The 25,050-nt window shown below is 61.0% G+C and carries 24 protein-coding genes; 13 read left to right on the top strand and 11 right to left on the bottom strand.

The window, feature by feature from the left end; all coding sequences use genetic code 11:
* Nucleotide 1: 1 nt before the first annotated feature.
* Together EOE18_RS05665 and EOE18_RS05660 are read right to left on the bottom strand one after the other, a co-directional pair.
* On the bottom strand, nucleotides 2–709 hold the full coding sequence (locus EOE18_RS05665) for an SDR family NAD(P)-dependent oxidoreductase (RefSeq protein ID WP_127707091.1): 708 nt from the start codon (nucleotides 707–709) through the stop codon (nucleotides 2–4).
* 167 nt (nucleotides 710–876) lie between these two features.
* Nucleotides 877–1,473 (bottom strand): PAS domain-containing protein, encoded by a 597-nt coding sequence (locus EOE18_RS05660; protein ID WP_127707434.1) that lies wholly within the window; start codon nucleotides 1,471–1,473, stop codon nucleotides 877–879.
* A gap of 222 nt (nucleotides 1,474–1,695) precedes the next feature.
* On the opposite strand from EOE18_RS05660, the gene EOE18_RS05655 reads away from it, so the two are divergent.
* From EOE18_RS05655 to EOE18_RS05635, 5 genes are all read left to right on the top strand, one after another.
* Complete coding sequence (locus EOE18_RS05655) at nucleotides 1,696–2,637, top strand: NAD(P)/FAD-dependent oxidoreductase (protein WP_127707089.1); 942 nt, start codon at nucleotides 1,696–1,698, stop codon at nucleotides 2,635–2,637.
* 46 nt (nucleotides 2,638–2,683) lie between these two features.
* On the top strand, nucleotides 2,684–3,910 hold the full coding sequence (locus tag EOE18_RS05650; RefSeq protein WP_246027279.1) for a BaiN/RdsA family NAD(P)/FAD-dependent oxidoreductase: 1,227 nt from the start codon (nucleotides 2,684–2,686) through the stop codon (nucleotides 3,908–3,910).
* A 105-nt stretch (nucleotides 3,911–4,015) separates the two neighbouring features.
* Nucleotides 4,016–4,924 carry an SDR family NAD(P)-dependent oxidoreductase gene (locus tag EOE18_RS05645; protein WP_127707087.1) on the top strand — a complete coding sequence of 303 codons (909 nt, stop codon included), beginning with the start codon at nucleotides 4,016–4,018 and terminating at the stop codon, nucleotides 4,922–4,924.
* Nucleotides 4,925–5,008: 84 nt separating this feature from the next.
* Nucleotides 5,009–6,130 (top strand): glycerophosphodiester phosphodiesterase, encoded by a 1,122-nt coding sequence (locus tag EOE18_RS05640; RefSeq protein WP_127707085.1) that lies wholly within the window; start codon nucleotides 5,009–5,011, stop codon nucleotides 6,128–6,130.
* An 89-nt stretch (nucleotides 6,131–6,219) separates the two neighbouring features.
* Nucleotides 6,220–7,692, top strand: a complete 1,473-nt coding sequence (locus EOE18_RS05635; protein WP_246027278.1) for a phosphomannomutase — start codon at nucleotides 6,220–6,222, stop codon at nucleotides 7,690–7,692.
* A 225-nt stretch (nucleotides 7,693–7,917) separates the two neighbouring features.
* On the opposite strand, the gene EOE18_RS05630 is transcribed toward EOE18_RS05635, so the two are convergent.
* The 7 genes from EOE18_RS05630 to cyoA are packed head-to-tail and all read right to left on the bottom strand — an operon-like array spanning nucleotide 7,918 to nucleotide 14,715.
* Nucleotides 7,918–8,454, bottom strand: coding sequence for a response regulator transcription factor (locus EOE18_RS05630; protein WP_127707083.1), 537 nt, complete (start codon nucleotides 8,452–8,454; stop codon nucleotides 7,918–7,920).
* Nucleotides 8,451–9,773 carry an ATP-binding protein gene (locus tag EOE18_RS05625; RefSeq protein WP_246027277.1) on the bottom strand — a complete coding sequence of 441 codons (1,323 nt, stop codon included), beginning with the start codon at nucleotides 9,771–9,773 and terminating at the stop codon, nucleotides 8,451–8,453. Before EOE18_RS05625 ends, EOE18_RS05630 begins: the two co-directional genes overlap by 4 nt.
* A 13-nt stretch (nucleotides 9,774–9,786) precedes the next feature.
* Nucleotides 9,787–10,521, bottom strand: a complete 735-nt coding sequence (locus EOE18_RS05620; protein ID WP_127707080.1) for an SURF1 family protein — start codon at nucleotides 10,519–10,521, stop codon at nucleotides 9,787–9,789.
* The gene (gene cyoD, locus EOE18_RS05615; RefSeq protein ID WP_127707078.1) at nucleotides 10,521–10,898 is read right to left on the bottom strand and encodes a cytochrome o ubiquinol oxidase subunit IV; all 378 of its coding nucleotides are present in this window, start codon (nucleotides 10,896–10,898) and stop codon (nucleotides 10,521–10,523) included. The genes EOE18_RS05620 and cyoD overlap by 1 nt, the downstream gene beginning before the upstream one ends.
* A complete protein-coding gene (cyoC, locus tag EOE18_RS05610; protein WP_127707076.1) occupies nucleotides 10,898–11,512 on the bottom strand; it encodes a cytochrome o ubiquinol oxidase subunit III in 615 nt (204 codons plus the stop codon). The genes cyoD and cyoC overlap by 1 nt, the downstream gene beginning before the upstream one ends.
* Nucleotides 11,512–13,530 carry a cytochrome o ubiquinol oxidase subunit I gene (gene cyoB, locus EOE18_RS05605; RefSeq protein ID WP_127707074.1) on the bottom strand — a complete coding sequence of 673 codons (2,019 nt, stop codon included), beginning with the start codon at nucleotides 13,528–13,530 and terminating at the stop codon, nucleotides 11,512–11,514. Before cyoB ends, cyoC begins: the two co-directional genes overlap by 1 nt.
* 12 nt (nucleotides 13,531–13,542) lie before the next feature.
* Nucleotides 13,543–14,715 carry a ubiquinol oxidase subunit II gene (cyoA, locus tag EOE18_RS05600; protein WP_127707072.1) on the bottom strand — a complete coding sequence of 391 codons (1,173 nt, stop codon included), beginning with the start codon at nucleotides 14,713–14,715 and terminating at the stop codon, nucleotides 13,543–13,545.
* Nucleotides 14,716–14,906: 191 nt separating this feature from the next.
* Here cyoA and EOE18_RS05595 point away from each other — a divergent pair, with 191 nt between their 5' ends.
* The 3 genes from EOE18_RS05595 to EOE18_RS05585 all read left to right on the top strand — a co-directional run bounded on the left by EOE18_RS05595 (nucleotide 14,907) and on the right by EOE18_RS05585 (nucleotide 18,535).
* On the top strand, nucleotides 14,907–16,253 hold the full coding sequence (locus tag EOE18_RS05595) for an MFS transporter (RefSeq protein WP_127707070.1): 1,347 nt from the start codon (nucleotides 14,907–14,909) through the stop codon (nucleotides 16,251–16,253).
* Between the two features lie 78 nt (nucleotides 16,254–16,331).
* Nucleotides 16,332–17,846, top strand: coding sequence for a sensor histidine kinase (locus EOE18_RS05590; protein WP_164852667.1), 1,515 nt, complete (start codon nucleotides 16,332–16,334; stop codon nucleotides 17,844–17,846).
* Nucleotides 17,843–18,535: a response regulator transcription factor gene (locus EOE18_RS05585; protein WP_246027276.1), complete on the top strand. Its 693-nt coding sequence runs from the start codon at nucleotides 17,843–17,845 to the stop codon at nucleotides 18,533–18,535. The genes EOE18_RS05590 and EOE18_RS05585 overlap by 4 nt, the downstream gene beginning before the upstream one ends.
* A 162-nt stretch (nucleotides 18,536–18,697) precedes the next feature.
* On the opposite strand, the gene EOE18_RS05580 is transcribed toward EOE18_RS05585, so the two are convergent.
* Nucleotides 18,698–18,982 carry a hypothetical protein gene (locus EOE18_RS05580; RefSeq protein WP_127707066.1) on the bottom strand — a complete coding sequence of 95 codons (285 nt, stop codon included), beginning with the start codon at nucleotides 18,980–18,982 and terminating at the stop codon, nucleotides 18,698–18,700.
* 21 nt (nucleotides 18,983–19,003) lie between these two features.
* Between EOE18_RS05580 and EOE18_RS05575 the strand changes: the two genes are divergently transcribed.
* Together EOE18_RS05575 and EOE18_RS05570 are read left to right on the top strand one after the other, a co-directional pair.
* Nucleotides 19,004–20,134 (top strand): hypothetical protein, encoded by a 1,131-nt coding sequence (locus EOE18_RS05575; RefSeq protein WP_127707064.1) that lies wholly within the window; start codon nucleotides 19,004–19,006, stop codon nucleotides 20,132–20,134.
* Nucleotides 20,127–21,500, top strand: a complete 1,374-nt coding sequence (locus EOE18_RS05570; RefSeq protein WP_127707062.1) for a cytochrome P450 — start codon at nucleotides 20,127–20,129, stop codon at nucleotides 21,498–21,500. Before EOE18_RS05575 ends, EOE18_RS05570 begins: the two co-directional genes overlap by 8 nt.
* On the opposite strand, the gene EOE18_RS05565 is transcribed toward EOE18_RS05570, so the two are convergent.
* Complete coding sequence (locus EOE18_RS05565; protein ID WP_127707060.1) at nucleotides 21,501–21,902, bottom strand: PilZ domain-containing protein; 402 nt, start codon at nucleotides 21,900–21,902, stop codon at nucleotides 21,501–21,503.
* 266 nt (nucleotides 21,903–22,168) lie between these two features.
* On the opposite strand from EOE18_RS05565, the gene EOE18_RS05560 reads away from it, so the two are divergent.
* The 3 genes from EOE18_RS05560 (at nucleotide 22,169) to EOE18_RS05550 (ending at nucleotide 25,024) form a co-directional block, all read left to right on the top strand.
* The gene (locus EOE18_RS05560; RefSeq protein WP_127707058.1) at nucleotides 22,169–22,480 is read left to right on the top strand and encodes an FtsB family cell division protein; all 312 of its coding nucleotides are present in this window, start codon (nucleotides 22,169–22,171) and stop codon (nucleotides 22,478–22,480) included.
* A 146-nt stretch (nucleotides 22,481–22,626) separates the two neighbouring features.
* Nucleotides 22,627–23,691 (top strand): pyruvate dehydrogenase (acetyl-transferring) E1 component subunit alpha, encoded by a 1,065-nt coding sequence (gene pdhA, locus EOE18_RS05555; RefSeq protein WP_246027275.1) that lies wholly within the window; start codon nucleotides 22,627–22,629, stop codon nucleotides 23,689–23,691.
* 1 nt (nucleotide 23,692) lies between these two features.
* Nucleotides 23,693–25,024, top strand: a complete 1,332-nt coding sequence (locus EOE18_RS05550; protein ID WP_127707054.1) for a pyruvate dehydrogenase complex E1 component subunit beta — start codon at nucleotides 23,693–23,695, stop codon at nucleotides 25,022–25,024.
* Nucleotides 25,025–25,050: the final 26 nt, after the last annotated feature.

The following is a 25,050-nucleotide window of genomic DNA, read 5'->3' as shown; positions in this document are numbered from 1 at the left end:
GCTAAAATGGTATTGGCGCCCCGTCCCATGCGAATAGCTTGCCGCTGTCGCTTGGGGTGAGGGCGTCCAAAACCGAAAGCATGGCGCTGGCGCTGAAATCGGGGGTGAAGAGTTTCGCCTGTGGTACGCCTTTCTTGAATGGGGCGGACAGGCCCGTGTCCACTGTGCCGGGGTGGAGGCCCACCGCTAGGGCCTGTGGTTTGGTGCGGGCCAGTTCGATGGCGAAATTGGCGATCAGCATATTCAGCGCCGCCTTGGAAGCCCGATAGGCGTGCCATCCTCCCAAACGATTGTCGCCAATCGAGCCGACGCGGGCGGAGATGGCGGCAAATACCCCGCGCCTGTCTTTGGGCAGCAGCGGCAGGCTGTGCTTGGCGATCAAAGCCGGGCCGATGGTGTTGACGGCATAGACCTGTGCCATGGCGGCAGCATCCAGCGCGCGGAAACTCTTTTCGGGGCGGATGTTGGCGGCTTCGTCCTGCAACAGTCCGGTGGCCACGATCACCAGATCCAGCGCGCCCATGGATTGGCATGCCTCGGCAATGCTGCCCTCGTCCATCAGGTCGAGATGAAAGCCTTGGGTTCCCGCAGGCGCAATGCCGGACCGCGAACCGGCCCAGATGCGGTCAAATCGCTCCGAAGCGACCAACTGCCGCGCGAAAGCCGCGCCAATCCCGCCGCTGGCGCCGAACACACAGGCCTGTTTCATGATCATACCGCCGTGAAGGGCGGCGGGGCCGTGTTGAGGACAGTACCGGCCCCGCCTGAGACATACTCAAGTTGCACAAGGCGGGGAGGGAAGATACCGCCAAGCACATTGCAAGATGATCATGGATCGGCTTGGCAGGCAGCCTGTTCTTAGGGGCAAGCGCGGTTTTACAGCCCTGCCTCTACCGCCACGCGGATGGCCTCTGCGCTGGTCCGCACGCCCAAGGTGCGGAACATGGCCGAACGGTGCATCTTGATCGTGCGTTCGGACAGGCCAAGATCCCATGCGATCTGCTTGTTCAATTTGCCACCGGCCATCTCGATCAAAATCTGACGCTGGCGCGGGGACAGGGCGTCGATGCGGGAGATGGCCGCTGATTTTGCATCCTCGCTGGGGGCGGGCGTCGGCCCGTGGTCGGCGACCTCTACCTGCGAGCCCAGAAAATAATCGGCATCCCCATCGGCCCCGAAAATCGGCGCGATCATCACGGCATTGCGGAAAGGCGTGCCGTCTTTCTTGTAATTGCGGATTTCCACCATGCAGGGCCGACGCTGGGCAATCGCCTCGCGCAATATATCGGTCAGCCAGTTTTCCGTGTCATCCCCGCGCAGGAAACGGCAATTGCGCCCGATAATCTCCTCACGCGGATAACCGGTCAGGGCCACAAAGGCGTCATTACACGCCACAATGGGGTTATCGGGAAGCCTGGGATTGCTCACCACTGCGGCAATCGGGCTCTGCTCTATCAGTTCGTCGGGCGACATGGTGTTAATGTAGGACACTATTTCGCATAATCCAAGGCGTGCCCTTTGGTCTATGTTGTGGGCAAGTGGGATTGGGTATCATTAGGCCGACGTGGAAGCTGTCCGGCATGTCTCGGGCAGACGTTTTCTGGCAAGGTCGCACCTGTTTATGATGATGCTTTATCAAGGCTTTGATGCTGTTCCTGCGCCCAAGCGCATGGGGTGGCATGGGCTGGCTTCGTCATGACGAAAAATATTGCCATTATTGGCGGCGGCCTGTCCGGATTGACCTGCGCCAAGGGGCTGGCAGAGGCTGGCCACAAGGTAACGCTGTTTGACAAAGGGCGTGGGCCGGGCGGGCGCATGTCTACCCGCCGGATGGATACGCCGCAGGGCAGCCGCCATTTTGATCATGGCGCGCCATGGTTTCTGGCCGAACATCCCGATTTTGTCGATCTGCTGGAGCAATGGGCCGAACAGGGCGTAGTGGCCCGTTGGCCTGATCCGGAGGGGCCAAGCTGGGTTGGCGTACCGGCGATGAATGCCTTGGTGCGGCAGGCAGGGCTTGGGATGGATGTGCGCTACGGCGTGCAGATCACCGCTCTGGTCAAGGCGCGGCAGGATTGGTGGCTGCATGAAGGCTTGAAGCCACATGGCCCCTTTGACGCCGTGGTGCTGGCCATTCCGGCGGAGCAGGCAGCTTTGCTGGCGGGATTGCACGATTTTTCTATGGCGCGAGCAGCGGCGGAGGTGGTGTCCATCCCGTGCTGGACCGCGATGTTTGCCTTTGATGCGCCGCTGGATGCGCCCGATATTATCTCCGAGGCTGGTCCCATCCATCTGGCGCTGCGCAACAATGCCAAGCCGGGGCGGCCTGATGGCTGTTGCTGGGTGGTGCAGGCCGATGAGGACTGGAGCCGCCAGCATCTGGAAGAGGACAATGCCAAGGTTGCGGGGATGTTGTTGGCGGCCTTGCAGGAGGCGACCGCCAGCACGCAGGAACCGGCTCTGGCGGCGGCGCATCGCTGGCGTTTCGCCCAACCTGCGGGCGGGTGCCTGTCGCGCAAGGCTTTCTGGAACGCAGGGTTGCAATTGGGGGCTTGCGGCGATTGGCTGGCGGGGTCCGGCGTAGAGGCGGCTTGGCTGTCAGGCCGCGATCTGGCGCAACGGATGGTGCAGGGCTGATACTTGGCGCTGGCAGGCTGCGGCCTGATCGCCTAGAGCGCGGGGCATGATGACGCCTGACCATGCCCGAGTGACCGAGATTGACGCGATTGTGCTGGGGGCAGGGGCTGCTGGCTTGATGTGCGCGGCGGTGGCGGGGCAAAGGGGGCTGCGCGTAGCAGTGCTGGACCATGCGCCGGAGGTGGGCCGCAAAATCCTGATTTCGGGCGGCGGGCGCTGCAACTTCACCAATCTGCATACTGCGCCTGACCGTTACCTGTCGCAAAACGCCCATTTCGCCCGCTCGGCGCTCAGCCGCTATACGCCGCAGGACTTTTTGACGCTGGTGGAGAGCTATGGCATCGCATGGCATGAAAAGACGCTGGGGCAATTGTTCTGCGATGGTTCGGCCAAGCAGATCGTGGCCATGTTGCTGGAGGAATGCGCGAAGGGCGGGGTGACCATCGCCTGTGAGCAGTCCATCCGCGCGGTCGATCATGCCGACGGGATGTTCTCGGTCCAGACGGATAGTCGGCAATGGCGGGCTTCTGCCTTGGTGGTGGCCACCGGCGGGCCTTCGATCCCCAAAATGGGCGCGACCGGCTTTGCCTATGAATTGGCGCGGCAATTCGGGGTGAAGGTGGTGCAACCGCGCCCTGCTCTGGTGCCGCTGACTTTGCCCGCCGAGGAGGCCCTGTTCCGCGAATTGTCCGGTGTCGCCACGCCTGTATCGGTGCGGGTGACTCAGGGGCCTTGGGGCAAGGCGCAGTTCCGCGAGGCGGCCTTGTTCACCCATCGCGGCCTGTCTGGCCCTGCCATCCTGCAAATCTCCTCCTATTGGCAACGCGGCGTGGCTCTGGGAGTGAATTTCACACCCGATGCCCCCGCTGGCTGGCTGGTGGAGGCCAAGCGTAACCAACCCAAGCAAGGCCTGCGTCGCACATTGGGCGAGCATTTGCCCGACCGCTTGGTGGGGGCCTTGCTCGATCAATTGCAATTGGCGGGGGAATTGGGCGCGCAATCGGACAAGGCTCTGCGCGCTGCCGAAGCGCGTTTGATGGATTGGCGTTTCGATCCCAATGGCAGCGAAGGCTATGCCAAGGCCGAAGTGACCGCTGGCGGGATCAGCACCGCCGACATGTCATCCCGCACGATGGAGGCCAAATCCGTCCCCGGCCTTTATGCTATTGGTGAGGCGATGGACGTAACCGGTTGGCTAGGCGGGTATAATTTCCAATGGGCTTGGGCCAGCGCCCATGCGGCGGCCAGTGCCATGGCGGAAAGGCGCGGCTGATCCTGCTTGCCAGCCTCTTTCAATATTGTATGTAGTGCTAACAAGATTGCGGCGCCAGACTCGCTGGTGACCGACAACAGCACGGTACAAGAGAGAGGATGACCCATGCAGAATTTCCAAGGGGAACTTGCGTTCATCACCGGCGGCGCATCGGGCGCAGGGCTGGGGCAGGCGCTGGTGTTTGGCCGCGCGGGCGCGCATATTGTCATTGCCGATCTGCGCGCTGATGCCATTTCCGCCGCGCTGGAGAAACTTAAGGCGGAAGGCATCACCGCCCATGGTATCACGCTGGATATCACCGACCGCGAGGCCTATGCCCGCGCCGCCGATGAGGTGGAGCAGGTTTTTGGCCAAGCCCCCACGCTGCTGTTCAACACGGCGGGCGTGAACAGCTTTGGTCCGGTGGAAAAGACCACCTATGGCGATTTTGACTGGCTGATCGGGGTGAACCTTGGCGGGGTGATCAATGGCATGGTCACTTTCGTCCCGCGCATGATCGCCAGCGGCAAGGCGGGGCATATTGTCACCTGCTCCTCGATGGGTGGCCTTTCGGGCAGCGCGCTGGCCGCGCCCTATTGCGCGGCCAAGGCGGCGGTGATCAATCTGATGGAAGGCTATGCCATGGGGCTGGCCAAATATAACATCGGTGTTTCGGTCATTTGCCCCGCGAACATCAAGTCGAACATTGCCGAGGCCACCAAACTGCGCCCCGCCGATCTGGGTCCCTCGGGCTATCGCGCGGATGAGGCGACGGTGGAATCGCTCAATTCGATCCATCAACATGGGATGGAACCGGAAACCTTGGCCGAATGGACCAAGAAGGGGATCGAGAAGGGCGATCTCTACATCATTCCCTATCCCGAGGCGAAGGAGCAGATTCGCGCCCATTTCGACAAGATCGTCGATGCTGTGCTGCCTTTGGAGGCCGATCCCGAAGGCGCGGAGAAGCGCACCAAGGCCTTGATGGATTGGGCTAGCAATGGGGCCAAGGTTTTCGTGCAAACCAACGGTTGATGTCATGGTTTTGCCTCTGATCCTGCTCTAGGGCTGGCTGGTAATGGCTGCCTGAGCGGCAGCGGGATCAGAGGCGATGGAACGATGATGGCAATGTCTCGGCGCGAAATTCTGTGCGCTGGCGCGGGTTTGGGTGCGGCCATGATGTGGAGTGTTGATGCTATGGCGCGACCGGTCCGCCCTGCCAAACCTTTGCTGTTGGCCCATCGCGGGGCCAGCGCCTTGCGGCCTGAACATACTCTGGCATCCTATGCCAAGGCGATTGCCGATGGCGCGGATTTTATCGAACCCGATCTGTGCTGCACCAAGGATGGGGCACTGGTGGCGCGGCACGAGAACAATATTGCCGAGACCACCGATGTGGCCGCGCATCCCGAATTCGCCGATCGGCGGCGGGTGAAAGTCGTCGATGGTGAAAAGCTGGATGGCTGGTTCACCGAGGATTTCGCGCTGGCCGAATTGAAGACCTTGCGAGCCAAGGAGCGCCTGACCGGCACGCGTGAGGAAAGCCATTCCTATGACGGCCAGTTTCAGGTGGTGACCTTGGAAGAGGTGATCGACTTTGTGGCGGCGGAATCAGCGGCGCGGGGCAAGTTGATCGGCCTCATCCCGGAGGTCAAGCATTCCACCTATTTTGCCAGTATTGGCCTGCCTATCGAGGCGCGCATGATGGCGATCCTGCGCGCCCATACCTATACGCGCAAGGCGCCGGTGGTGATCCAGAGTTTCGAGATCGGAAACCTTCAGGCCTTGCGCAAGGGGCTGTCCGACATGCCCAATGTGCAATTGATGCAATTGATCGGCGCGCCGCAGGAAGTGCCTGCTGATCGCGCCGCGGCCGGTGACAAAAGGCCTTGGGCGCAATGGCTGACGCCGGAAGGCTTGGCCGAGATGGCGACCTATGCCGACTGGATTTCGCCCAACCAGCGCCTGTTGATCCCCACTCTGCCCGATGGTCGCCTTGGTCAACCCAGCGGTTTGGCGGAGGCGGCGCGCAAGGCTGGTTTGTTGGTGGGGTGCTGGACCTTCCGACCGGAAAATCGCTTCCTTCCGGTGGACCTGCGCAATGGCGCGGGTGATGGCGCGCGCAACGAGGCGGGCAGTCTGGCCGAGATGGCGCGCTATCTGGCGCTGGGGCTGGACGGGTTCTTTACCGATGATCCGGCCTTGGGTCGAGCGGCGATTGATCGGATGAAATTATCCTAATTAATTGGTAAATAGTCATAATTTGTGGCTTCATTGCAGACTGAACTGTTGTAAAGGGGGGGTAATTGCCCTTTGCACATTGAGGTTCCATGACTATTGTCCCGCCCCTGACCGTCGACGCCTTGATGCAGGAATCCGGTGTGCAATTTGGCACCAGCGGCGCGCGCGGCATGGTGACGGCGATGACCGACCGCGTATGCTATGGTTATACGCAGGGCTTTCTGTCTTACCTGCGCGAGTTGGGCGAGTTTTCCGGTGGCCGCGTTGCACTGGCGGGCGATTTGCGCCCCAGCACCCCGCGCATTCTGGCCGCTTGCGCACAGGCAATCCGCGATCTGGGAGCGGAGCCGGTGTTTTGCGGCTATGTGCCCACGCCTGCCTTGGCGCTTTACGCTTTCGGGCAGGGCATTCCCAGCCTGATGGTCACCGGCAGCCATATTCCCTATGATCGCAATGGCATCAAATTCTACCGCCCCGCTGGCGAGGTGTTGAAGTCTGACGAAGCGGGCATGAAGCGGCAACTGGTGGAATTCACCTCCGCCTTTGACGCGGACGGCATGTTGGCCGAGGCTGCCTCACTGCCTGAAGTGACCGATGCCGCCACCGCCTATATCGCGCGTTATGTGACCGCTTTTGGCGCGGATGCTTTGGCCGGACGCAAGATTGGCGTTTATCAGCATTCGGCGGTGGGGCGCGACATTGTGCTATCCATCGTGCAGGCCTTGGGTGCGGAAGGCGTGCCGATTGGTCGCGCGACCAAGTTCATTCCTGTCGATACCGAAGCGATCCGCCCTGAAGATGTGGTGCTGGCGCGTGACTGGGCGGCGGAATACGGGTTTGATGCGATCATCTCCACCGATGGCGACAGCGACCGGCCTTTGCTGGCCGACCATACCGGCGAGTGGTTACGCGGGGATGTGCTGGGCGTGCTTTGCGCGCGGGCGATTGGTGCGGGGACGGTGGTGACGCCGGTGTCGAGCAATACGGTGCTGGAACTGTCGGGCGCCTTCGAACACTGCGCCCGCACGAAGATCGGTTCGCCTTTCGTGATCGATGCGATGAATGCGGCACTGGCCGCAGGGCAGGACAAGGTCTGCGGCTATGAGGCCAATGGCGGCTTCCTGCTGGCCAGCGATTTTGGCGCGCTGACCGCGCTGCCCACCCGCGATGCGGTGCTGCCGGTGGTGGCGGTGATCGCCGCGGCCAAGAGGCGGCGCGTAGCGGACCTGCTAGGTGAATTGCCCCCGCGCGTGACCTATTCCGACCGTATCCAGAATTTCGCTACAGAGCGCAGCGAGGCGATCTTTGCCGCCTTGCTGGAGGGCAGCGAGCAGGATCAGATCGTCCGCCTGAGCCAGTATTTCGGGGCGATTGCCGGTTCGGTGGTGGGCATCGATCTCACCGATGGCATCCGCATGTCTTGCGAGGATGGCTGCGTGCTCCACCTGCGCCGTTCGGGCAATGCGCCGGAATTGCGCTGCTACAGCGAAGCCAGCGATGCAGCGCGTGCGTGGGAGATCAATGAGGCGGCGTTGAAGGTGGTGTTGGAGGAATTGGCGTAAAGGGCAGGGTGCCTCCGGCGGGCAAAGGGCGGGGGCCCTTTGCAATCCCGATAATTTGGGGAACTAGCCAGCGCCTGAATTTTTAAAGCCTGCGGCGCCGATCAGCGCAACGCCCACAGCGCCGCAGGCTTTAAACCGTAACAACCCCCGCATCCCATTGAGCACCATCTTGTAACGGGATTGCAAAGGGACGAGTCCCTTTGCCCGCCGGAGGCAAACTCCCTCTCACTTAACCTGCTGCTTCTCCAACTTCCGCGCCAAAGTCCGCCGATGCATCCCCAACCGGCGCGCGGCTTCGGAAATGTTGAAATTGCACTCGGCCAGCGTGGTGTGGATGTATTCCCATTCCACGGTCTTGATGCTGGTCTTGCGCCCTTCCACCGGCACGGCGGCATTGCCCTCGCGGCGGTTGAAAGCGTCTTCGATGTCATCAGTGTTGGCGGGCTTGGCAAGGTAATGCGCCGCGCCCAGCTTGATGGCTTCGACCGCCGTGGCGATGCTGGCAAAGCCGGTGAGGACGACGATATTGGTGTCGGGGTCTTTCTCATGCAGCATTTGCACGCAGGTGAGGCCCGATGCCGTGCCCAGTTTCAGGTCCACCACCGCATAGTGGAAAGCGGTGTGGGTCAGCAATTGTTCCAGTTCTTCCGGACTGGTGGCCAGCAAGACCTCATAGCCGCGCCGTTCAAAGGAGCGGCGCAGGGTGCGGCCAAAGGCGGGATCGTCTTCCACGATGACCAGATGGGGCAGGGGAGTCGTCATGCAGCCCCCTTGCCCTGAAATGCCAGCGCCGACAACGGGATCGATAGGGCGACAACGGCGCCGCCCTCGGGCAGATTGTCCACCATCATCCGCCCGCCCAGCTGGCGCAGCACATTGGCGACCAGAAACAGGCCAAGTCCGCCGCCATCCCGCCCCTTGGTCGACATATAAGGGCGGCCGACATGGGGCAGCAATTCGGGCGCAAAGCCGGGCCCTTGGTCGCGCACGGCAATTTGCCACCAATCGCCATCGCGGCGCGCCATCAGGTTGATGCCCTTGGGCGAGACTTCCAGCGCATTGTCCACCACATTGCCGATTACCTGTCGCAAGGCGGGGTCGGCCACAATGTCCATATCCTCGCCCAGCGCGTCATGCAGGGTGATGGGGGTGGTGGTGCGGGCCTGCCAGTCCTGCGCAATGTCCTGCAGGAAACCGCGCAGGGTGGTGACCGTGGGGTTCTCCCCGCGCACTTCGCCCGCCGACATCAATATGCCCGACAGAATGCCTTTGCAGCGCTGCAATTCGGCCTGCATATCGGCCAGATCCTCGGCCAGATCGGCGGCATCGGCAATGGCAGGGTGATGCGCCCAATCGCCAAGGATTACCGACATGGAGGCCATGGGCGTGCCCAACTCATGCGCCGCGCCGCTGGCCAATAGGCCCATGCGGACGATATGTTGTTCCTCCGCAGCACGTTGGCGCAAAGTGGCAAGAGCGGCGCTGCTGCTGCGTTGGTTGCGGTCCATGCGCACCACATAGATCACCAGCAAAGCGGCGATCAGCATGAAGCAGGACAGGCTGCCGATTAGATAAAGCTGGAAATGTTGTCCCGCATAGGCAGGCGGCAGGTCCAGCGGGCGGAAGTCAAAGGTGAGAAAGGCTACGTCACAGCAAGCCACCAGCGCCACGATCCAGCTCCAGCGGGCGGGCAACAGGATGGCGCCGATCATGATCTGCACCAGAAACAGGAAGATGAAAGGGTTGGTCGCCCCGCCGGTGAAATAGAGCTGCCAGCTCAGCGCCTCGACATCCAGCATCAGCGCGCCCAGCAATTCCAGATAGGAATAGCCCGAACGGTGCCGTCCCAAGGCCCATGTCAGCACATTCATCAGGGCCAGCATGGCGGGCACGGCGACCAATTGCGCCAGCGGCAGCCGCACGCCAATATAGTGATGCGCGATCCAGATGGTCAGCAATTGGCCGAGCACCGCCAGCCAGCGCAACTGCATCAACAGGCCCATATTGCCATAGCTGGCAGGGGCTATGTCATATTCGGCCAAGGGCGGCAGCGGTGTGGAGTGCTGGGGGGAGGGAGCCATAAGGCCCCCTCTATCAGCCGCGATGGCGCAAGACCAGCCAGATGCCCCCAAAGCACATGGCACAAAGGCCAAACCATGTGATGGCATAGGGCAGATGGTTGTTGGGGAAGGCAATGACGGTCAGGCCCGCGACGGGTTGGCCTTTGGCCGGCGCGCTTTCAGCCTTGGCATCGATGAACCATGCGATCCCGCTATCCTTCACCCCCGCCTTGGCGGCGATCTGCGGCAGGTTGCGGAAATACCAGCGCTCGGCTTCGGGCTGGTTGGCGCGCAGGATGTTGGAGGGGGCCTCGCTCTTGCGCAGCAGGCCGATCAGGCTTTGCGGCGATGTGGGCAGCAAGGTGGCCTGTTGGCCACGGGTGGAGCCCAAAGGCACATAGCCACGGTTGATCCAGATCGCCCGCCCATCCTCCAGCCTCAGCGGCGCCAGCACCCAATAGCCCGCGCCCAATTCGGTCAGCGCCGAAACCAGCGTGGTGCCCGCAGGATCAAAGCGGCCCGATACGGAAACCTGCCGGTATTCCAGATCGTCCAATGTAGCGGCATCCGGTGCGGAAGGCAGCTTGGCCGCATCCACCGGCGCGGCGGTGGAAACCGCACTCACATGTGCAATCAACGCCTCTTTCCACGCCAGTCGCTTGACCTGCCAAGTGCCCAAAGCGGCAAACAGGGTCGCACATAGCAGCAGGGCGGCCACCGGAAGGATCCGGCGCCGCCCCTTTGCCTGACCCGAAAGGGTCTGGTTCATCAGCTCATGCCGTCCATCTTGGGCATGTCCGACATCATGTTATAGTTCAGATGGAACATCACCCAGGCCGAACCGGCCAGAATGATCGCCACCAGAAGGATGGTGAAGAGGGCAGCCATCAGGTTCCAGCCCCCTTCGATCTTGCCGTTCATATGCAGGAAGTAGATCATGTGGACCACAACCTGCACCGCGGCAAAAGCCATGATGATCAGGCCCGTGGTCGACTTGTCGGCAATCGCCCCGCTCATCACCAGCCAGAACGGAATGGCGGTAAGCACGACCGACAGCAGAAAGCCGATCACATAATCCTTGGTGGTGGCGTGAAACGCGGCCGAGTCGTGCCCGTGAGCGTCATGCCCGTGCGAATGGTCAGCCATTAGCGCAGCACTCCCATCAGATAAACAAAGGTGAACACGCCGATCCACACCACGTCAAGGAAGTGCCAGAACAGCGACAGGCAGGACAGGCGACGCTTGTTGGCGTCGGTCAGACCATGCTTGTTCACCTGGAACAGCAGCGTCACCAGCCAGATCGAACCGAAGGTCACGTGCAGACCGTGGGTGCCGACCAGCGTGAAGAAGGCCGACAGGAAAGCGCTACGCTGAGGGCCAGCGCCTTCCTCGATCAGATTGTGGAATTCGAACAATTCGATGCTGAGGAAGCCGAGGCCGAACATCAGCGTCAAAAGCAACCAAGCGGTCAGACCCTTCTTGTTGCCATTCTGCATGGCGATCATGGCAAAGCCATAGGTGATCGACGAGAAGAGCAGCAGCGAGGTGTTCAGAGCCACCAAAGGCAGCTCGAACAGGTCCTTGGGCGCCGGACCGCCGGCATAGTTACCGCCCAGCACCGCGTAGGTGGCGAACAGCATGCCGAAGATCAGGCAGTCGCTCATCAGATAGATCCAGAAGCCCAGCGTGGTGCTGTAGCCGTCCGGATGGGCGTGTTCGTGCAGATCGTAATACTGCTCGGTGAGGTTAGCCGAAGACATTACGCGGCTCCCTTTTCCAGCGCGGCGAGTTGCGCCGTGCGTGCAGCTTCCACCTCGGCGACATGGTCGGCGGGGATGTAGAAGTTGCGGTCATAGTTGAAGGTGTGGAAGATCGCCGTGGCGACAACCGTGACGAAGGAGGCAATCGCCAGCCACCACACCTGCCAGATCAGGGCAAAGCCGCAGACCGTCGAGATGCCAGCCAGCACGATACCGGCCCAGGTGCCCTGAGGCATCAGGATGGCCTGGAAGCCTTCCACCGGACGGGCAACGCCCTTGGCCTTCATGTCGGCCCATGCGTCAATGTCATGGATCTTGGGGGTGAAGGCAAAGTTATACTCGGGCGGAGGCGAGCTGGTTGCCCACTCCAGAGTGCGGCCGCCCCACGGGTCGCCGCTGACGTCCTTGTATTCTTCACGCTTCCAGATCGACACGGCAAACTGCACCAGCATCGCGCCAATACCGGCAGCGATCAGCAATGCGCCCAGCAGAGCCACGAAGTAATAGATCCGCAGCGGATCAAAGCTGGCGTCGAACACGCGCATACGGCGGGTAACGCCCATCAGGCCCAGAATATAGAGCGGGGTGAAGGCCAGCCAGAAGCCGGGGACCCAGCACCAGAAGGAGACCTTGCCCCAGAACTGGTTGAGCTTGAAGCCAAAGGCCTTGGGCCACCAGTAGTTGATGGCGGCAAACACGCCCCACACCACGCCGCCGATGATGACGTTATGGAAGTGGGCGATCAGGAACAGCGAGTTGTGGAGAACGAAGTCGGCAGCAGGCACAGCCATCATCACGCCGGTCATACCGCCGATGGTGAAGGTGAGCATGAAGGCCACGGTCCACATCATGGGCAGTTCATAGCGGATGCGGCCACGGAACATGGTGAACAGCCAGTTGAACAGCTTTGCACCGGTCGGGATCGAGATCACCATGGTGGAGATCCCGAAGAAGGAGTTGACGCTGGCGCCCGAACCCATGGTGAAGAAGTGGTGCAGCCAGACGATGTAGGACAGGATACCGATCACGCAGGTGGCATAAACCATCGAGGAATAGCCAAACAGGCGCTTGGAGCAGAAGGTGGAAACCACTTCCGAGAACACGCCGAAGATCGGCAGGACCAGAATGTAGACTTCCGGGTGGCCCCAGATCCAGATCAGGTTGACATAGAGCATCGGCGAACCGCCGAAGTCATTGGTGAAGAAGTTGGTGTGGAACACGCGGTCCAGACCCAGCAGAGCCAGAACAACGGTCAGCACGGGGAACACGGCCACGATCAGGATGTTGGTGACCAGAGCCGTCCAGGTGAACACGGGCATGTGCATCAGCTTCATGCCGGGGGCACGCAGCTTTACGATGGTGGCGATCAGGTTCACACCCGAAAGCGTGGTGCCGACACCGGCCACCTGCAGCGACCAGATGTAGTAATCCACGCCGACATCGGGACTATAGGCCAGACCCGAAAGCGGGGGATAGGCCAGCCAACCGGTGCGGGCGAATTCGCCGATGAACAGCGAGGCCATCACCAGCACCGCGCCGCCTGCCGTCATCCAGAACGAGAAATTGTTCAGGAAGGGGAAGGACACATCGCGCGCGCCGATTTGCAGCGGCACCACATAGTTCATCAGGCCGGTGACGAAGGGCATCGCCACAAAGAAGATCATGATGACGCCGTGTGCGGTGAACACCTGATCGAAGTGATGCGAGTTGAGGTAGCCATCGCTACCGCCAAAGCCCAGCGCTTGCTGGCTGCGGATCATGATCGCGTCGGCAAAGCCGCGCAGGAACATGACAAGGCCCAGGATCATATACATGATCCCGATCTTCTTGTGGTCTACACTGGTGAACCACTCTTTCCAGAGATAGCCCCACAGGCGGAAATAGGTCAGTGCAGCCACCAGCGCCGCGCCGCCAAGGGCGACCGCGGCAAAGGTGACGAGCACGATCGGCTCGGTCGGAATCGCGTCTGCGCCTAGGCGGCCCAGCAGCGGTGTCCAGTTGGAATGGGTCGGGATCATGGGATCTCGCTCTTAGCTAAGAGGGTTACGCGCAGGCGAAGCAAGGCTCAGCTTGGCAGCAGCGGCAGCGCGGTCGGCAGGCAGCGGATTGGCCACGCCCTGCGGAACGCAGATGGCGCGGACAAAGGCCTTGTTGCGCGCTTCGGCGGGAACATTGTCACGGCCGGCCACCACAGGCACGGTGCTTTCGCGACCATACTTGTCATAGGTAACGGCTGCCACATTATAGATGCCAGCCTTGCCAGCACCGCCACGGGCGTCGAGCGCCATCATTTCGTTCTGGCACATCTTGCCAGGGCGAACGCAGAGGTTGACGATCTTGTGGAACAGGTCACCCGAAACGCTGGCGAAACGGTGGACGGGTTCCTTCTCGCTGGGCTGTTCCAGCTTGAGGTAAGCGTTGGCGTCCAGAGCACCGGCATTGTCGCCAGCTTCGCCCTTGGCCACCTTGGCAGCCCAGGCGTCAAAGTCGCCAGCCTTCATGCCCAGCGTGGTGAAACGCATGTGCGAGAAGCCAGCGCCCGAATAATTGGCCGAGAAACCGGTGAAAGTGCCGGTCTTGTTCAGCACGGCGTGCATCTGGCTGGTCATGGCGGGCATGGCATAGATCTGGCCGGCCAGAGCGGGGATGTAGAAGGAGTTCATCACCGAGGAGGCGGTGATCTTGAAGTTGATCGGACGGTCAACCGGCAGGGCCAGTTCGTTCACCGTGGCGATCTTCTGTTCGGGGTAAATGAACAGCCACTTCCAGTCGAGCGCGACCACTTCCACTTCCAGCGGCTTCACATCGGCGGGAAGGGGCTTGCCTTCGGCGATGCGGGCCACGGGGCGGAACGGATCGAGCGTGTGGGTGGTAACCCAGGTGAGCGAACCAAGGGCGATGATGATCGCCAGCGGCGCGGCCCAGATGACCAGTTCGAGTTGGGTGGAGTGATGCCATTCCGGCTCATAGCGCGCCTCTGCGCTAGCCCGGTATTTCCACGCGAAATACACCGTCAAAGCCATCACCGGAACGATGATGAGCAGCATCAGCAAAGTGGCCGTGACCACCAGCGATGCTTCTTGTTTGGCGATGTCGCCCGCGGGGTTCAGCACCACCGGATCACAGGCGGACAGCGAGGCGATCAGGGCTATTAGCCCTAGTCGGCCCGCATGGCGAAGGGGGTTGGGGTTTCGCTTGCTCATGCCCGTGCGCGTAGGCGTGTCAATATAGGATCGCGATTGGACATATTGTCCCATCAATTTTGTTTGCCATCAATGCAGTTTTGAGGCAGCTTTCCCTTAGCGCGTCAGGCGCTGGGCATGGAGCCGGACAATAGACCGGAAATACCCATGCGTTTGGCGGGCCCAACGATATAAATTGGGGATGCCGAACTATGACCACCAACCACAATGTGGTGGCTTCGGGGACCGTTAACGGTCAAGCGGGCCATGCTGCACCTGTATCACCGGGCGAAATTGCCATCGGGGTGATTATTGGGCGAACGTCTGAATTTTTTGACTTTTTCGTTTACGCTATTGCTTCTGTGCTGGTCTTTCCCAGCTTTTTCTTTCCCTTTGTTGATCGATACACAGGTACGCTGCTCTCCTTCGCGCTGTTCCCGCTGGCCTTTATGGCGCGTCCGGCCGGTACCTTTGTATTCATGACCATCGACCGACTCTATGGCCGCTCGGCCAAGCTGGCGGTGGCACTGTTCCTGCTGGGCGGTTCGACGGCGGCAATCGCCTTCCTGCCCGGTTATGGGCAGATGGGCATGGGCGCGGTGGCGCTGCTGGCGCTGTTCCGCATCGGGCAAGGTTTCGCGCTGGGCGGCAGCTGGGATGGTCTGGCCTCGCTGCTGGCGCTCAATGCCCCGCGTGAGCGTCGTGGCTGGTATGCCATGGTGCCGCAATTGGGCGCGCCGCTGGGGCTGATTGTGGCCTCCTCGATGTTCGCTTTCTTTGTCTCGGCTCTGCCTTCGGAAGATTTCCTCAGCTGGGGCTGGCGTTTCCCCTTCTTTGTGGCCTTCGCCATTAACGTGGTGGCGCTGTTCGCCCGCCTGCGTCTGGTGGAATCGCCCGAGTTCGTCCGCCTGTTCGAAAGCCGCGACCTGCAGCCCGAACCGGCGATGGTCACTATCCGCGAGGAATGGCGCACGATCCTGATCGGGGCCATGGCGCCGCTGGCCAGCTTTGCGCTGTTCCACATGGTCACGGTGTTCCCGCTGTCCTATGTGATGCTCAACACGCCTGAGCGCCCTGCCTCGTTCCTGATTATCGAAACGGGTGCGGCCATGATTGGCGTGCTGGCGATCATCCTGTCGGGCTATCTGGCCGACCGTTTTGGTCGCCGCTGGGTGCTGGGCGCTTCGGCGGCCGGTATCGCTGCCTTCTCGGGCTTTGCCCCGCAAATGCTGGGCATGGGAACGGGCGGTGAAGTGGCCTTCATGACCATCGGCTTTGCCATCCTTGGTATCAGCTTTGGTCAGTCTTCGGGCGCTGTGGCTTCCAGCTTCTCCAGCCAGCACCGCTACACCGGTTCGGCGCTGACCAGCGATATTGCATGGCTGGTGGGGGCCGCCTTTGCGCCGCTGATCGCACTGCGTTTGGCCACGGAATTCGGTCTGATCGCATCGGGCGCCTATCTGCTGTCGGGTTCGGTGGCCACTTTGGTGGCCCTGTGGCTCAACCGTGAACTGGCGGGCAATCGCAACAATGCGATGAGCACGATGTCCATGGCATAAACTGAACTTCACGGGATCTATCGGGGCGGCATGGTTTGGGCCATTGCCGCCCCTTTTTGCATCTGTCAGATTGGGCGGGTGAAAATTGCTCTGCCCTTTCCCTTGACCGCCCATCGCCAAAGACCTGCGCTGGGCCTCGCTTGTACGGCGCTGTTTTCGGCGCTTGGTGTATGGCTCGCGCCCTATCTGGGCGAGGGCTATGCCGCCTTGGTGTTTGTGGTGGGCGTGTCGGTGGTGGGCGCGCTATGCGGCCTGTCGGTGGCGCTGGCCATGGCTTTGCTGGGTGCGCTGGCGTTTGATTTCTTCGTGTCCGAACCGGTGTTCAAACTCAGCCTGCGGCGGGTGACCGATCTTGCGCCCTTGGTGGTGTTTACCCTGTCGGCCCTGATTTCCGGCCTGTTATCGGGGCGTTTACGTGACGAGGCCATGCGCGCCAATGCGTCAAACCTGCATTTGCAAAACCTGCTGGACATCGCCCGCCGGCTGCAACGTGCCAATAGCGCAGAGCAGGTCTATCAGGCCTTGCAGGAAGGTTTGGCGGACACATGGGGCGAGGGCCAAAGGCTGGGCCTGTTCCGTGACACTGGCGGGCAATTGGTGGAATTGGGCAGCATGCTGGACGATCCGCAAGCCCCGATCATGGCGCGGGAAGTGGTTGGCGGGCCTGCGGAGGTTTTGCAGATCGGCGATATGGTGGCCTGCCGTCTGGCATCGGGCGAAGGATCGACGGGCGCGTTGGTGGTGCAGGGGGCAGGGCTGGATGCCGGTTTCCTGCTGGCCAAGGGGCGTCTCGCGGCATTGGCGCTGGAGCGTGTGGCTTTGGCGCGGCAATTGGCCGAGGCCCATGCCCAGGCCCGCGCCGAGGATCTGAAAACCGCGCTTCTTTCCTCGGTCAGCCATGACCTGCGCAGCCCTTTGACCGCCATCAGCACCTCGGCGGCGTCCTTGCTGGAATTTGGCGCCAGTTTCGATGCGGAAACCTCGCGCGAATTGCTGGCAGGCATTGTCGAGGAAGCCGCGCGGCTCAATGATGTCACCACCAATCTTTTGCAAATGACCCGATTGCAGGATGGCGGTGCCAATCTGCTGCAGACGCCCCTGTCCGTCGGGGAAACCCTGCTTTCGGTGGTGGAGCGTAAAAGGCGCGGTGGTGTCGCCCAAAGGCTGGTGCTGGTCGGTGCGGAGCAAGAGCTTGCAATCATGGGGGATCGCGTGCTGTTCGATCTGGCGCTCACCAATGTTCTAAACAATGCCACGCTTTATAGCCCTGCCGACAGTACGATCACGATTGCCTGCTCCCGCCATGCGCAAGGGTGCAAAATCACCGTCACCGATGAAGGACAGGGCATCCCGGCGGCGGAACAGGCGCTGGTGTTCGATCGCTTCTATCGGGGGACGAACAATGCAAGGCAGGCCAGAGGTTCTGGTCTGGGCCTGTCGATTGCCCGTGGGTTTGTGGAGGCCTGTGGGGGCAGGATCGAGATTACCTCGCCGGTGGCGCAGGGAAAGGGCACTAGTCTGGCGATCATCCTGCCCCTGATGGTATCGCAAGACTTGCATGAAGGCGGGTTCATGTCCAAGGAAGGGGCATGATGACCGGACATATTTTGCTGGTGGACGATGAACCGGCGATTGTGAAGGCTTTGCGGCCTGCCTTGCGCGCCTTGGGGCATGAGGTGACCGTGGCCAAGGATGGCACAGAGGCCTTGGCAGCGGCCATGCTGGGCGATCCCGATGTGGTAGTGCTGGACCTTGGCCTGCCCGATATGGATGGCAAGCAGGTGATCCGCCAGATCCGCGAAAGCCGCAGCACCCCGATCATTGTCATTTCCGCCCGCCATCAGGAACAGGAAAAGATCGCCGCGCTGGACGAAGGCGCGGATGATTATGTGGATAAGCCTTTCGTGCTGGGCGAATTGTTGGCGCGGGTGCGTGCGGCCCTGCGCCGGAAAAGAAGCGAGACCGAGGCGCCTTTGCGTTTCGAGGCTGGCGGGTTGTCGATCGATTTCGGTACGCGCGAGGTTCGCTTGCAGGGCGAGGTGCTGAAACTTTCGCCCAAGGAATATAACCTTTTGCGTATGCTGGCCGAAAGCGCGGGGCAGGTGGTGACGCAAAAGCGCCTGTTGGCGGCAGGCTGGGGGCGATCAGAGGCTGATCCGCAATATTTGCGGGTCTATATCGGCATGCTGCGGCAAAAGCTGGAGGAGCGCGGCGGGGCTGCGCATATGATCCTGACCGAACCCGGCGTGGGATATCGGTTGGAATTGCCCAATTTTACTTGAGGAAATGGCGCCATCCGGCCACGGGATCTGTGGCGGGATGGCAGCCCAGTATGCGGATCGGCGCCGAGCATCAAGCGTCGGGCGGCTCTTCTTGCTTTGTGCTATCCTGTTAGGTGGCGCGGCGATTTAATTCACCTAAAAAGCCCATAAAGGCCGCGACTTTCAATAGCGGGGAAAGATTTTGCGCACCAGTTGCCCGCGCCACGGGCGTCCGTGGTAGTTGAAAAAGAACCAGCCAAACAGCCGCGTGAACAGCAAAACCAGCGGCGCCATCGGATCATGGTTGCCGCGCATATGCCGGAACAGGGTCATGTCGGCGCGCAGTCGGTCCGCCTCGCTGCCGCCGCCATTGATGCCATAGGCATTGTCATGCTTTTTGCATCCAATGTTGCGATTGCGCTTCGTGCCGTCCATGAAGAGGCAATATTGCCGTTCCTTTTGGGTCATGGCGCGGATAGAGCGTGAGTGATGCAGCCTTTCAAGCGGAAAATCTACTATCTGGGCGGATATGACCCGCGCGGCAGCCGGTATTACCATGATTTGCTGGCCCAGCAGGTGGCCGCGCATAATGCCGCCGGAGCCGCGCCAGAGGGGCTTTTGCACCTTTCTGCCCGTCGCCGGATGGGGCGCAATATGGGGTGGGATGTCAACACGCCCCAGCTTTATGCGCAGACCGAATTTCTCGTCTGGGACGATCTGGTGCGTGGTGACTGGTCGCGCTCGCCGATTCGGTTGGCGATGCAGGCGATAGGGGCCTATCTTCATATGCTGCGTGGGCTGGATTGGGATCTGGCCGGCCGCACCCCGCGCGGCAGCCGGATTGCAGTGTTTTTCCCCGGCGTGGCCTATCTGCTGTTGCCGGTGCTGCTGCCCTTGATCCTGTTCGATCTTCTGGCTCTGGCAATGCCATGGTGGGCGGCGCTGGTGGGGGGATTGGCGCTGGGATGGGGTATCTCCTTTGCAGCGCTGCGCTGGATTAGCGCCTTGTGGCTGCTGCGCTTTGTGGTGTTCAATGATGCACTTGCCCGTGAAATGGTCAGTCCCGACTATCAGGATCGCTTGGCGCAGGCGGCAGAGCGTATCCGGCAGGCCTTCACCGAGGAATGGGACGAGGTGCTGTTCATCACCCATTCCAACGGCTCAATCCTTGCCGTGCCTTTGATGGCGCGCTTGCTGGACCTGTGCGACGGGCATATTCCGCCGCATTTCGCGTTGGTGACTTTGGGCAATTGCATGCAGTTGCTGGCCTGCCGCAAGGATGCGCCTTGGTTCGGGCACATGCTCGACCGGTTGGGGCAGGCCGAGTTCCGCTGGCTGGATATCGGCTCGCCCACTGACGGGGCCTGTGCGCCTTTGGTGCCGCCCTGCCTTGGCCGCACGGTGGAGAGCCCCGCTGGTCTGACGCAAATTTCTCCACGCTGGTTCCGTTATTGCGATGCCGCAACCTATCAGGCGCGGCGGCGTGATAAATACACCACCCATTTCGACTATTTGCGGCGGCTCGACCGGCCTTCCGCGCTGGATTTTCTGGGATTGACGGCATCGGCGCGCCCGCTGAATGCCTCTATCGCCGCTTTCGAGGCTGAACAGCATGGCTGAGTGCCCCTTTACCCCGCCCTATCCCAAGCCATTGAAAAGCAAGGCGGGGGCGCTGCGGCGGTTCTTCATCAACTGGAACAGCTGGGTCCACACCCTGTTCGAGAAAAGCTATACGATGAAGATGGGCATGGTGAAGCTGCCGCGCCTGACCTTTTACCTGCTCAACGATTTGGAGCAGGCGGGCAAGGTGCTGGATGATCCCGAAAGGATCTATCCCAAACATGCGCTGATGAATGACCTGCTGGAGCCTTTGCTGGGCAATAGCGTGTTTTCCGCCAATGGCGAGGATTGGGCGCGGCAACGCACGATGATCAACCCCGCCTTTGCCCATACCAATCTGAAGCGCGCCTTTGCCACTATGGCCGATGCGGCCAAGGATGTGGTGGCAATGATGCGGGCACATGACCTGTCACGCCCTGTCGATGTTGATCCTTTGATGACCCATGCCACGGCGGACATCATCTTCCGCACGCTGTTTTCGATCACGCTGGACGAGGCGGGATCGGGCAGGGTCTATGAGGCCTTCAACCGCTATCAACATTATGCCCAGCGCAGCACGACGCTCGGCCTCTATGGCCTGCCGCGCCTGTGGTATCGGCGCAAGGTGCAAAAGGCGGCGCTGGATGTGCAGGCGGTGTTCGAGCCGATCATCGCCGAGCGCTATGCCGCCTACCTTGCCGGTCATCGCGCCGAACAGCCCGACATTCTGGAATCGCTGATGGAGGCCCGCCACCCCGAAACGGGGCAGAGCTTTGATGCCAAGGCCTTGCTCGATCAGGCATCGATCATCTTTCTTGCGGGGCATGAAACTTCTGCCAGCGCCTTGTCATGGACGCTTTATCTGCTGGCCGAATGCCCTGAATGGCAGGAACGGCTTTATGCCCAGATTGAGGAGGTGACCGGCGGCGGGCCGATTACCCATGACCATATCCGCCTGCTCGATGATGTGCGCCATGTGTTCAAGGAGGCTTTGCGCCTCTATCCGCCGGTGGGCTTTCTGCCGCGCACGGTGACCAAGCCGGTGACGATCCGTGACAAGCCTTTGGCGGAGGGGGATCTGCTGGTCATCTCGCCATGGCTGATCCAGCGGAATGAGCAGAACTGGGCCTGCCCGCATTCCTTTGACCCTGACCGTTTTGCCGATCCGGCCAATGCGGATATGGCGCGGCAGGCTTGGCTGCCTTTCGGACGGGGACAGAGGATTTGTGTCGGGGCAGGTTTTGCCCAGCAGGAGGCGATGCTGATCATCGCCGAGATTGTCCGGGCGTTCCGACTGGCCTATCCTGCGGCGAAAAAGCCGGACATGGTGTCGCGCCTGACCTTGCGGCCAGTGGGGGGTATCAAACTGAGCCTGACATCCCGATAATCAGATCATGCGCAGGCGATCGGGGCGCAGGTCGTCCTGCCGCTTCAGGGTGCTGAGCGGCCCGCGTTGGTAATAGTCGCGCGGTTCGGCGTCATTGTCGACCGTCGTTGGCGGTTGGCGCACCAGCGCGGGGTCGATTTCCTTGGCAAAGGCCACGCCGAAACGGCTTTCGCTGACCCATGCCACCACGCCTTCGACGCGGCCAATGTTGCGCAGGTCCAGCCAGACTGGTTCGCCGGTAACCGGACGCAGCGCGCCTTCGGCCATCAACCCGGTGGCCGAAATGTTGCGCACCTTCACCCGCTGCTCGGTCTGGCGACTGGGCAATTGGCACAAGGCCAGCAGAAACAGGGCGTTGCGCTGGTTGTTGCGCAGGTTGGCTTCGGATTCACCCGTGGTCATCGCTTCGAGGCTCACTTGCGGGGGGACTCGCTATGGGGCGGAACATTGGAACAATCGGCCATGATGGCTGTGACCACGACGATAGCCCCATTGGGCAAAGAGGCTCTGAACGCACGCTTACGTATTGTAACGATAAGTTAATTTGCAGATACGTTACCGTAATGCTACATAGCTGTTGCCAAAATGGAGGGAATTTCCCGTTTTTAGGCCCAGAAAAATTAGCCGTAGCGCTTGAAACAAGGCGCCATCTGTGATTCTTGGTGGCTATGCGAAAGAAGTCTCCTCAACCCAGATTGGCCAAGGAAGCAGCGGTTCAGGCAGGGGCCTTGCTGCTCTTGTTGTTCATGTTGGCTTTTGCCGTGGCCGGCCCCAGCGGGTTTCTGGCCTGGGGTGAAAACAATCGGGCGTTGACCGAAAAGCAGGAGCAGATTCGCAAGCTGGCGATGGAGCGTGATGAATTGCGCAACCGCGTGTCGCTGCTCGACCCTCGCCATGCCGACCCCGATCTGGCCAGCGAACTTCTTCGCAAAAATCTTAATGTTGCGCATCCTGATGAGATGATCATGATGGTGCATTGATCCGGCAGGTGATTCCTGCTTTGCCGTGATCGGCATTGGCCATTGGAACTATGGTCGGGTCATTACAAAATTCGTATGTTGTGGTTTGCTGGGGGCTTTCTTGGTCCTATAGGCAAAGCGCAACATCCGCCTTCAGGGGAAGCGTCTTGGCCAGAACCGGCAAAACACAAAACGCGGCAGAAGCCGCAGCGCCCACCGCAGACAATGCACTTCAGGCCGCTTATGAGGCCAATCGTCGCTATGAGGCGACGAATGAGGAATTGCTGCATTTTTATGAGCAGATGGTTCTCATCCGCCGCTTTGAAGAACGCGCGGGCCAGCTATACGGTCTGGGCCTGATCGGCGGCTTCTGCCACCTCTATATCGGCCAGGAAGCCGTGGCGGTGGGCATCCAGTCGGCGTTGCAGGAAGGTCACGACAGCGTGATTACCGGCTATCGCGACCATGGTCACATGCTGGCCTATGGCATCGACCCCAAGGTAATCATGGCCGAATTGACCGGTCGCGAAGCTGGTATCAGCCGCGGCAAGGGCGGTTCGATGCATATGTTCAGCACCAGCCACAAGTTCTATGGCGGCCACGGCATCGTGGGCGCCCAGGTCTCGCTGGGTGCAGGTCTGGCTTTCGCGCATAAGTATAACGAAGATGGCGGCCTCTGCGTGGCCTACTTCGGCGACGGCGCGGCGAATCAGGGTCAGGTTTACGAGAGCTTCAATATGGCTGCTCTCTGGAACCTGCCGATCATCTTCGTTGTGGAAAACAACCAGTACGCCATGGGCACCGCTGTGAAGCGTTCCTCGGCCGAAACGCATTTCCACCGTCGCGGTGCGGCTTTCCGCATCCCCGGCATGGATGTGAACGGCATGGACGTTCTGGAAGTGCGCGCTGCTGCCAATCTGGCGGTGGAACATGTGCGCGCCGGTAACGGCCCTGTGCTGATGGAACTCAACACCTATCGCTATCGCGGTCACTCGATGTCCGACCCTGCGAAATACCGCAGCCGTGACGAAGTGAACGAAGTGCGCGATAACCGCGACCCGATCGAACATGCCAAGGCTGATCTGCTGGCACGCGGCGTTTCGGAAGAGACGCTGAAGGACATCGAGAAGCGCATCCGCGCCATCTGCACCGAAGCTGCCGATTTCGCCGAAAACTCGCCCGAACCGGCGATGGGCGAATTGTATACTGACGTTCTGGTGGAGAGCTACTGAGATGGCGATCGAACTCAAGATGCCGGCGCTCTCGCCCACGATGGAAGAGGGCAAGCTGGCCAAGTGGCTGGTGAAAGTGGGCGACGAGGTGAAGTCCGGCGATATTCTGGCCGAGATTGAAACCGACAAGGCCACGATGGAATTTGAAGCGGTGGACGAAGGCACCGTGGGCGCGCTGTTGGTGGCCGAGGGCACCGAAGGCGTGAAGGTCGGCACGGTGATCGCGCTAATCGGTGGCGAGGGTGAAGCTTCGGCTCCTGCTGCTGCTGCCCCTGTGGCGGCTGCGGCTCCGGTTGCTGCACCGGTGGCTTCGGTTCGTCCGGCCGATCCGGTTATCCCGCATGGCACCAACATGAAGACTTCGACTGTGCGTGACGCGCTGCGTGATGCCATGGCCGAAGAAATGCGCCGCGATCCGCGCGTTTTCGTGATGGGCGAAGAAGTGGCCGAATATCAGGGCGCTTACAAGGTGACCCAGGGCCTGCTGGCCGAATTCGGTCCCAAGCGCGTGATTGACACGCCGATCACCGAATATGGCTTTGCCGGTATCGGTACGGGCGCCGCCATGGGCGGTCTGCGTCCAGTGATCGAGTTCATGACCTTCAACTTCGCCATGCAGGCGATTGACCACATCATCAACTCGGCGGCCAAGACCAACTATATGTCGGGCGGCCAGATGCGCTGTCCGGTGGTGTTCCGTGGTCCCAACGGCGCGGCTAGCCGCGTGGGCGCGCAGCACTCGCAGAACTATGGCCCGTGGTATGCCAATGTGCCTGGTCTGATCGTGATCGCGCCCTATGACGCTTCGGATGCCAAGGGTCTGCTCAAGGCCGCTATCCGCAGCGAAGATCCGGTCGTTTTCCTCGAGAACGAACTGGTCTATGGCCGCACCTTCGAACTGCCCGAGCTGGACGACCATGTTCTGCCCATCGGCAAGGCCCGCATCATGCGCGAAGGCAAGGACGTGACCATCGTGTCCTACTCGATCGGCGTTGGCATGGCGCTGGAAGCAGCCGAAACGCTGGCCGCTGAAGGCATCGATGCCGAAGTGATCGACCTGCGCACGCTGCGTCCGCTGGATAAGGAAACGGTTCTGGCCTCGCTGGCCAAGACCAACCGCATCGTTGTGGCCGAAGAAGGCTGGCCGACCTGCTCGATCGCGTCGGAAATCGCCGCGATCGCCATGGAAGACGGCTTCGATCACCTCGACGCGCCGGTGATCCGCGTGTGCAACGAAGACGTTCCGCTGCCTTATGCTGCCAACCTTGAAAAGGCCGCGCTGATCGATGCCTCGCGCATTGTGGCTGCTGCCAAGAAGGTTTGCTACCGCTAAGGGCTAACGGCTGACAGACAAAGGGG

Origin of the sequence: Novosphingobium umbonatum (genome assembly GCF_004005905.1) — a bacterium.
In the GTDB taxonomy this organism is placed as follows: Bacteria; Pseudomonadota; Alphaproteobacteria; order Sphingomonadales; family Sphingomonadaceae; genus Novosphingobium; species Novosphingobium umbonatum.
Note: the sequence above shows the minus strand (reverse complement) of the source record. Positions and strands in the feature narration are given on the sequence as shown.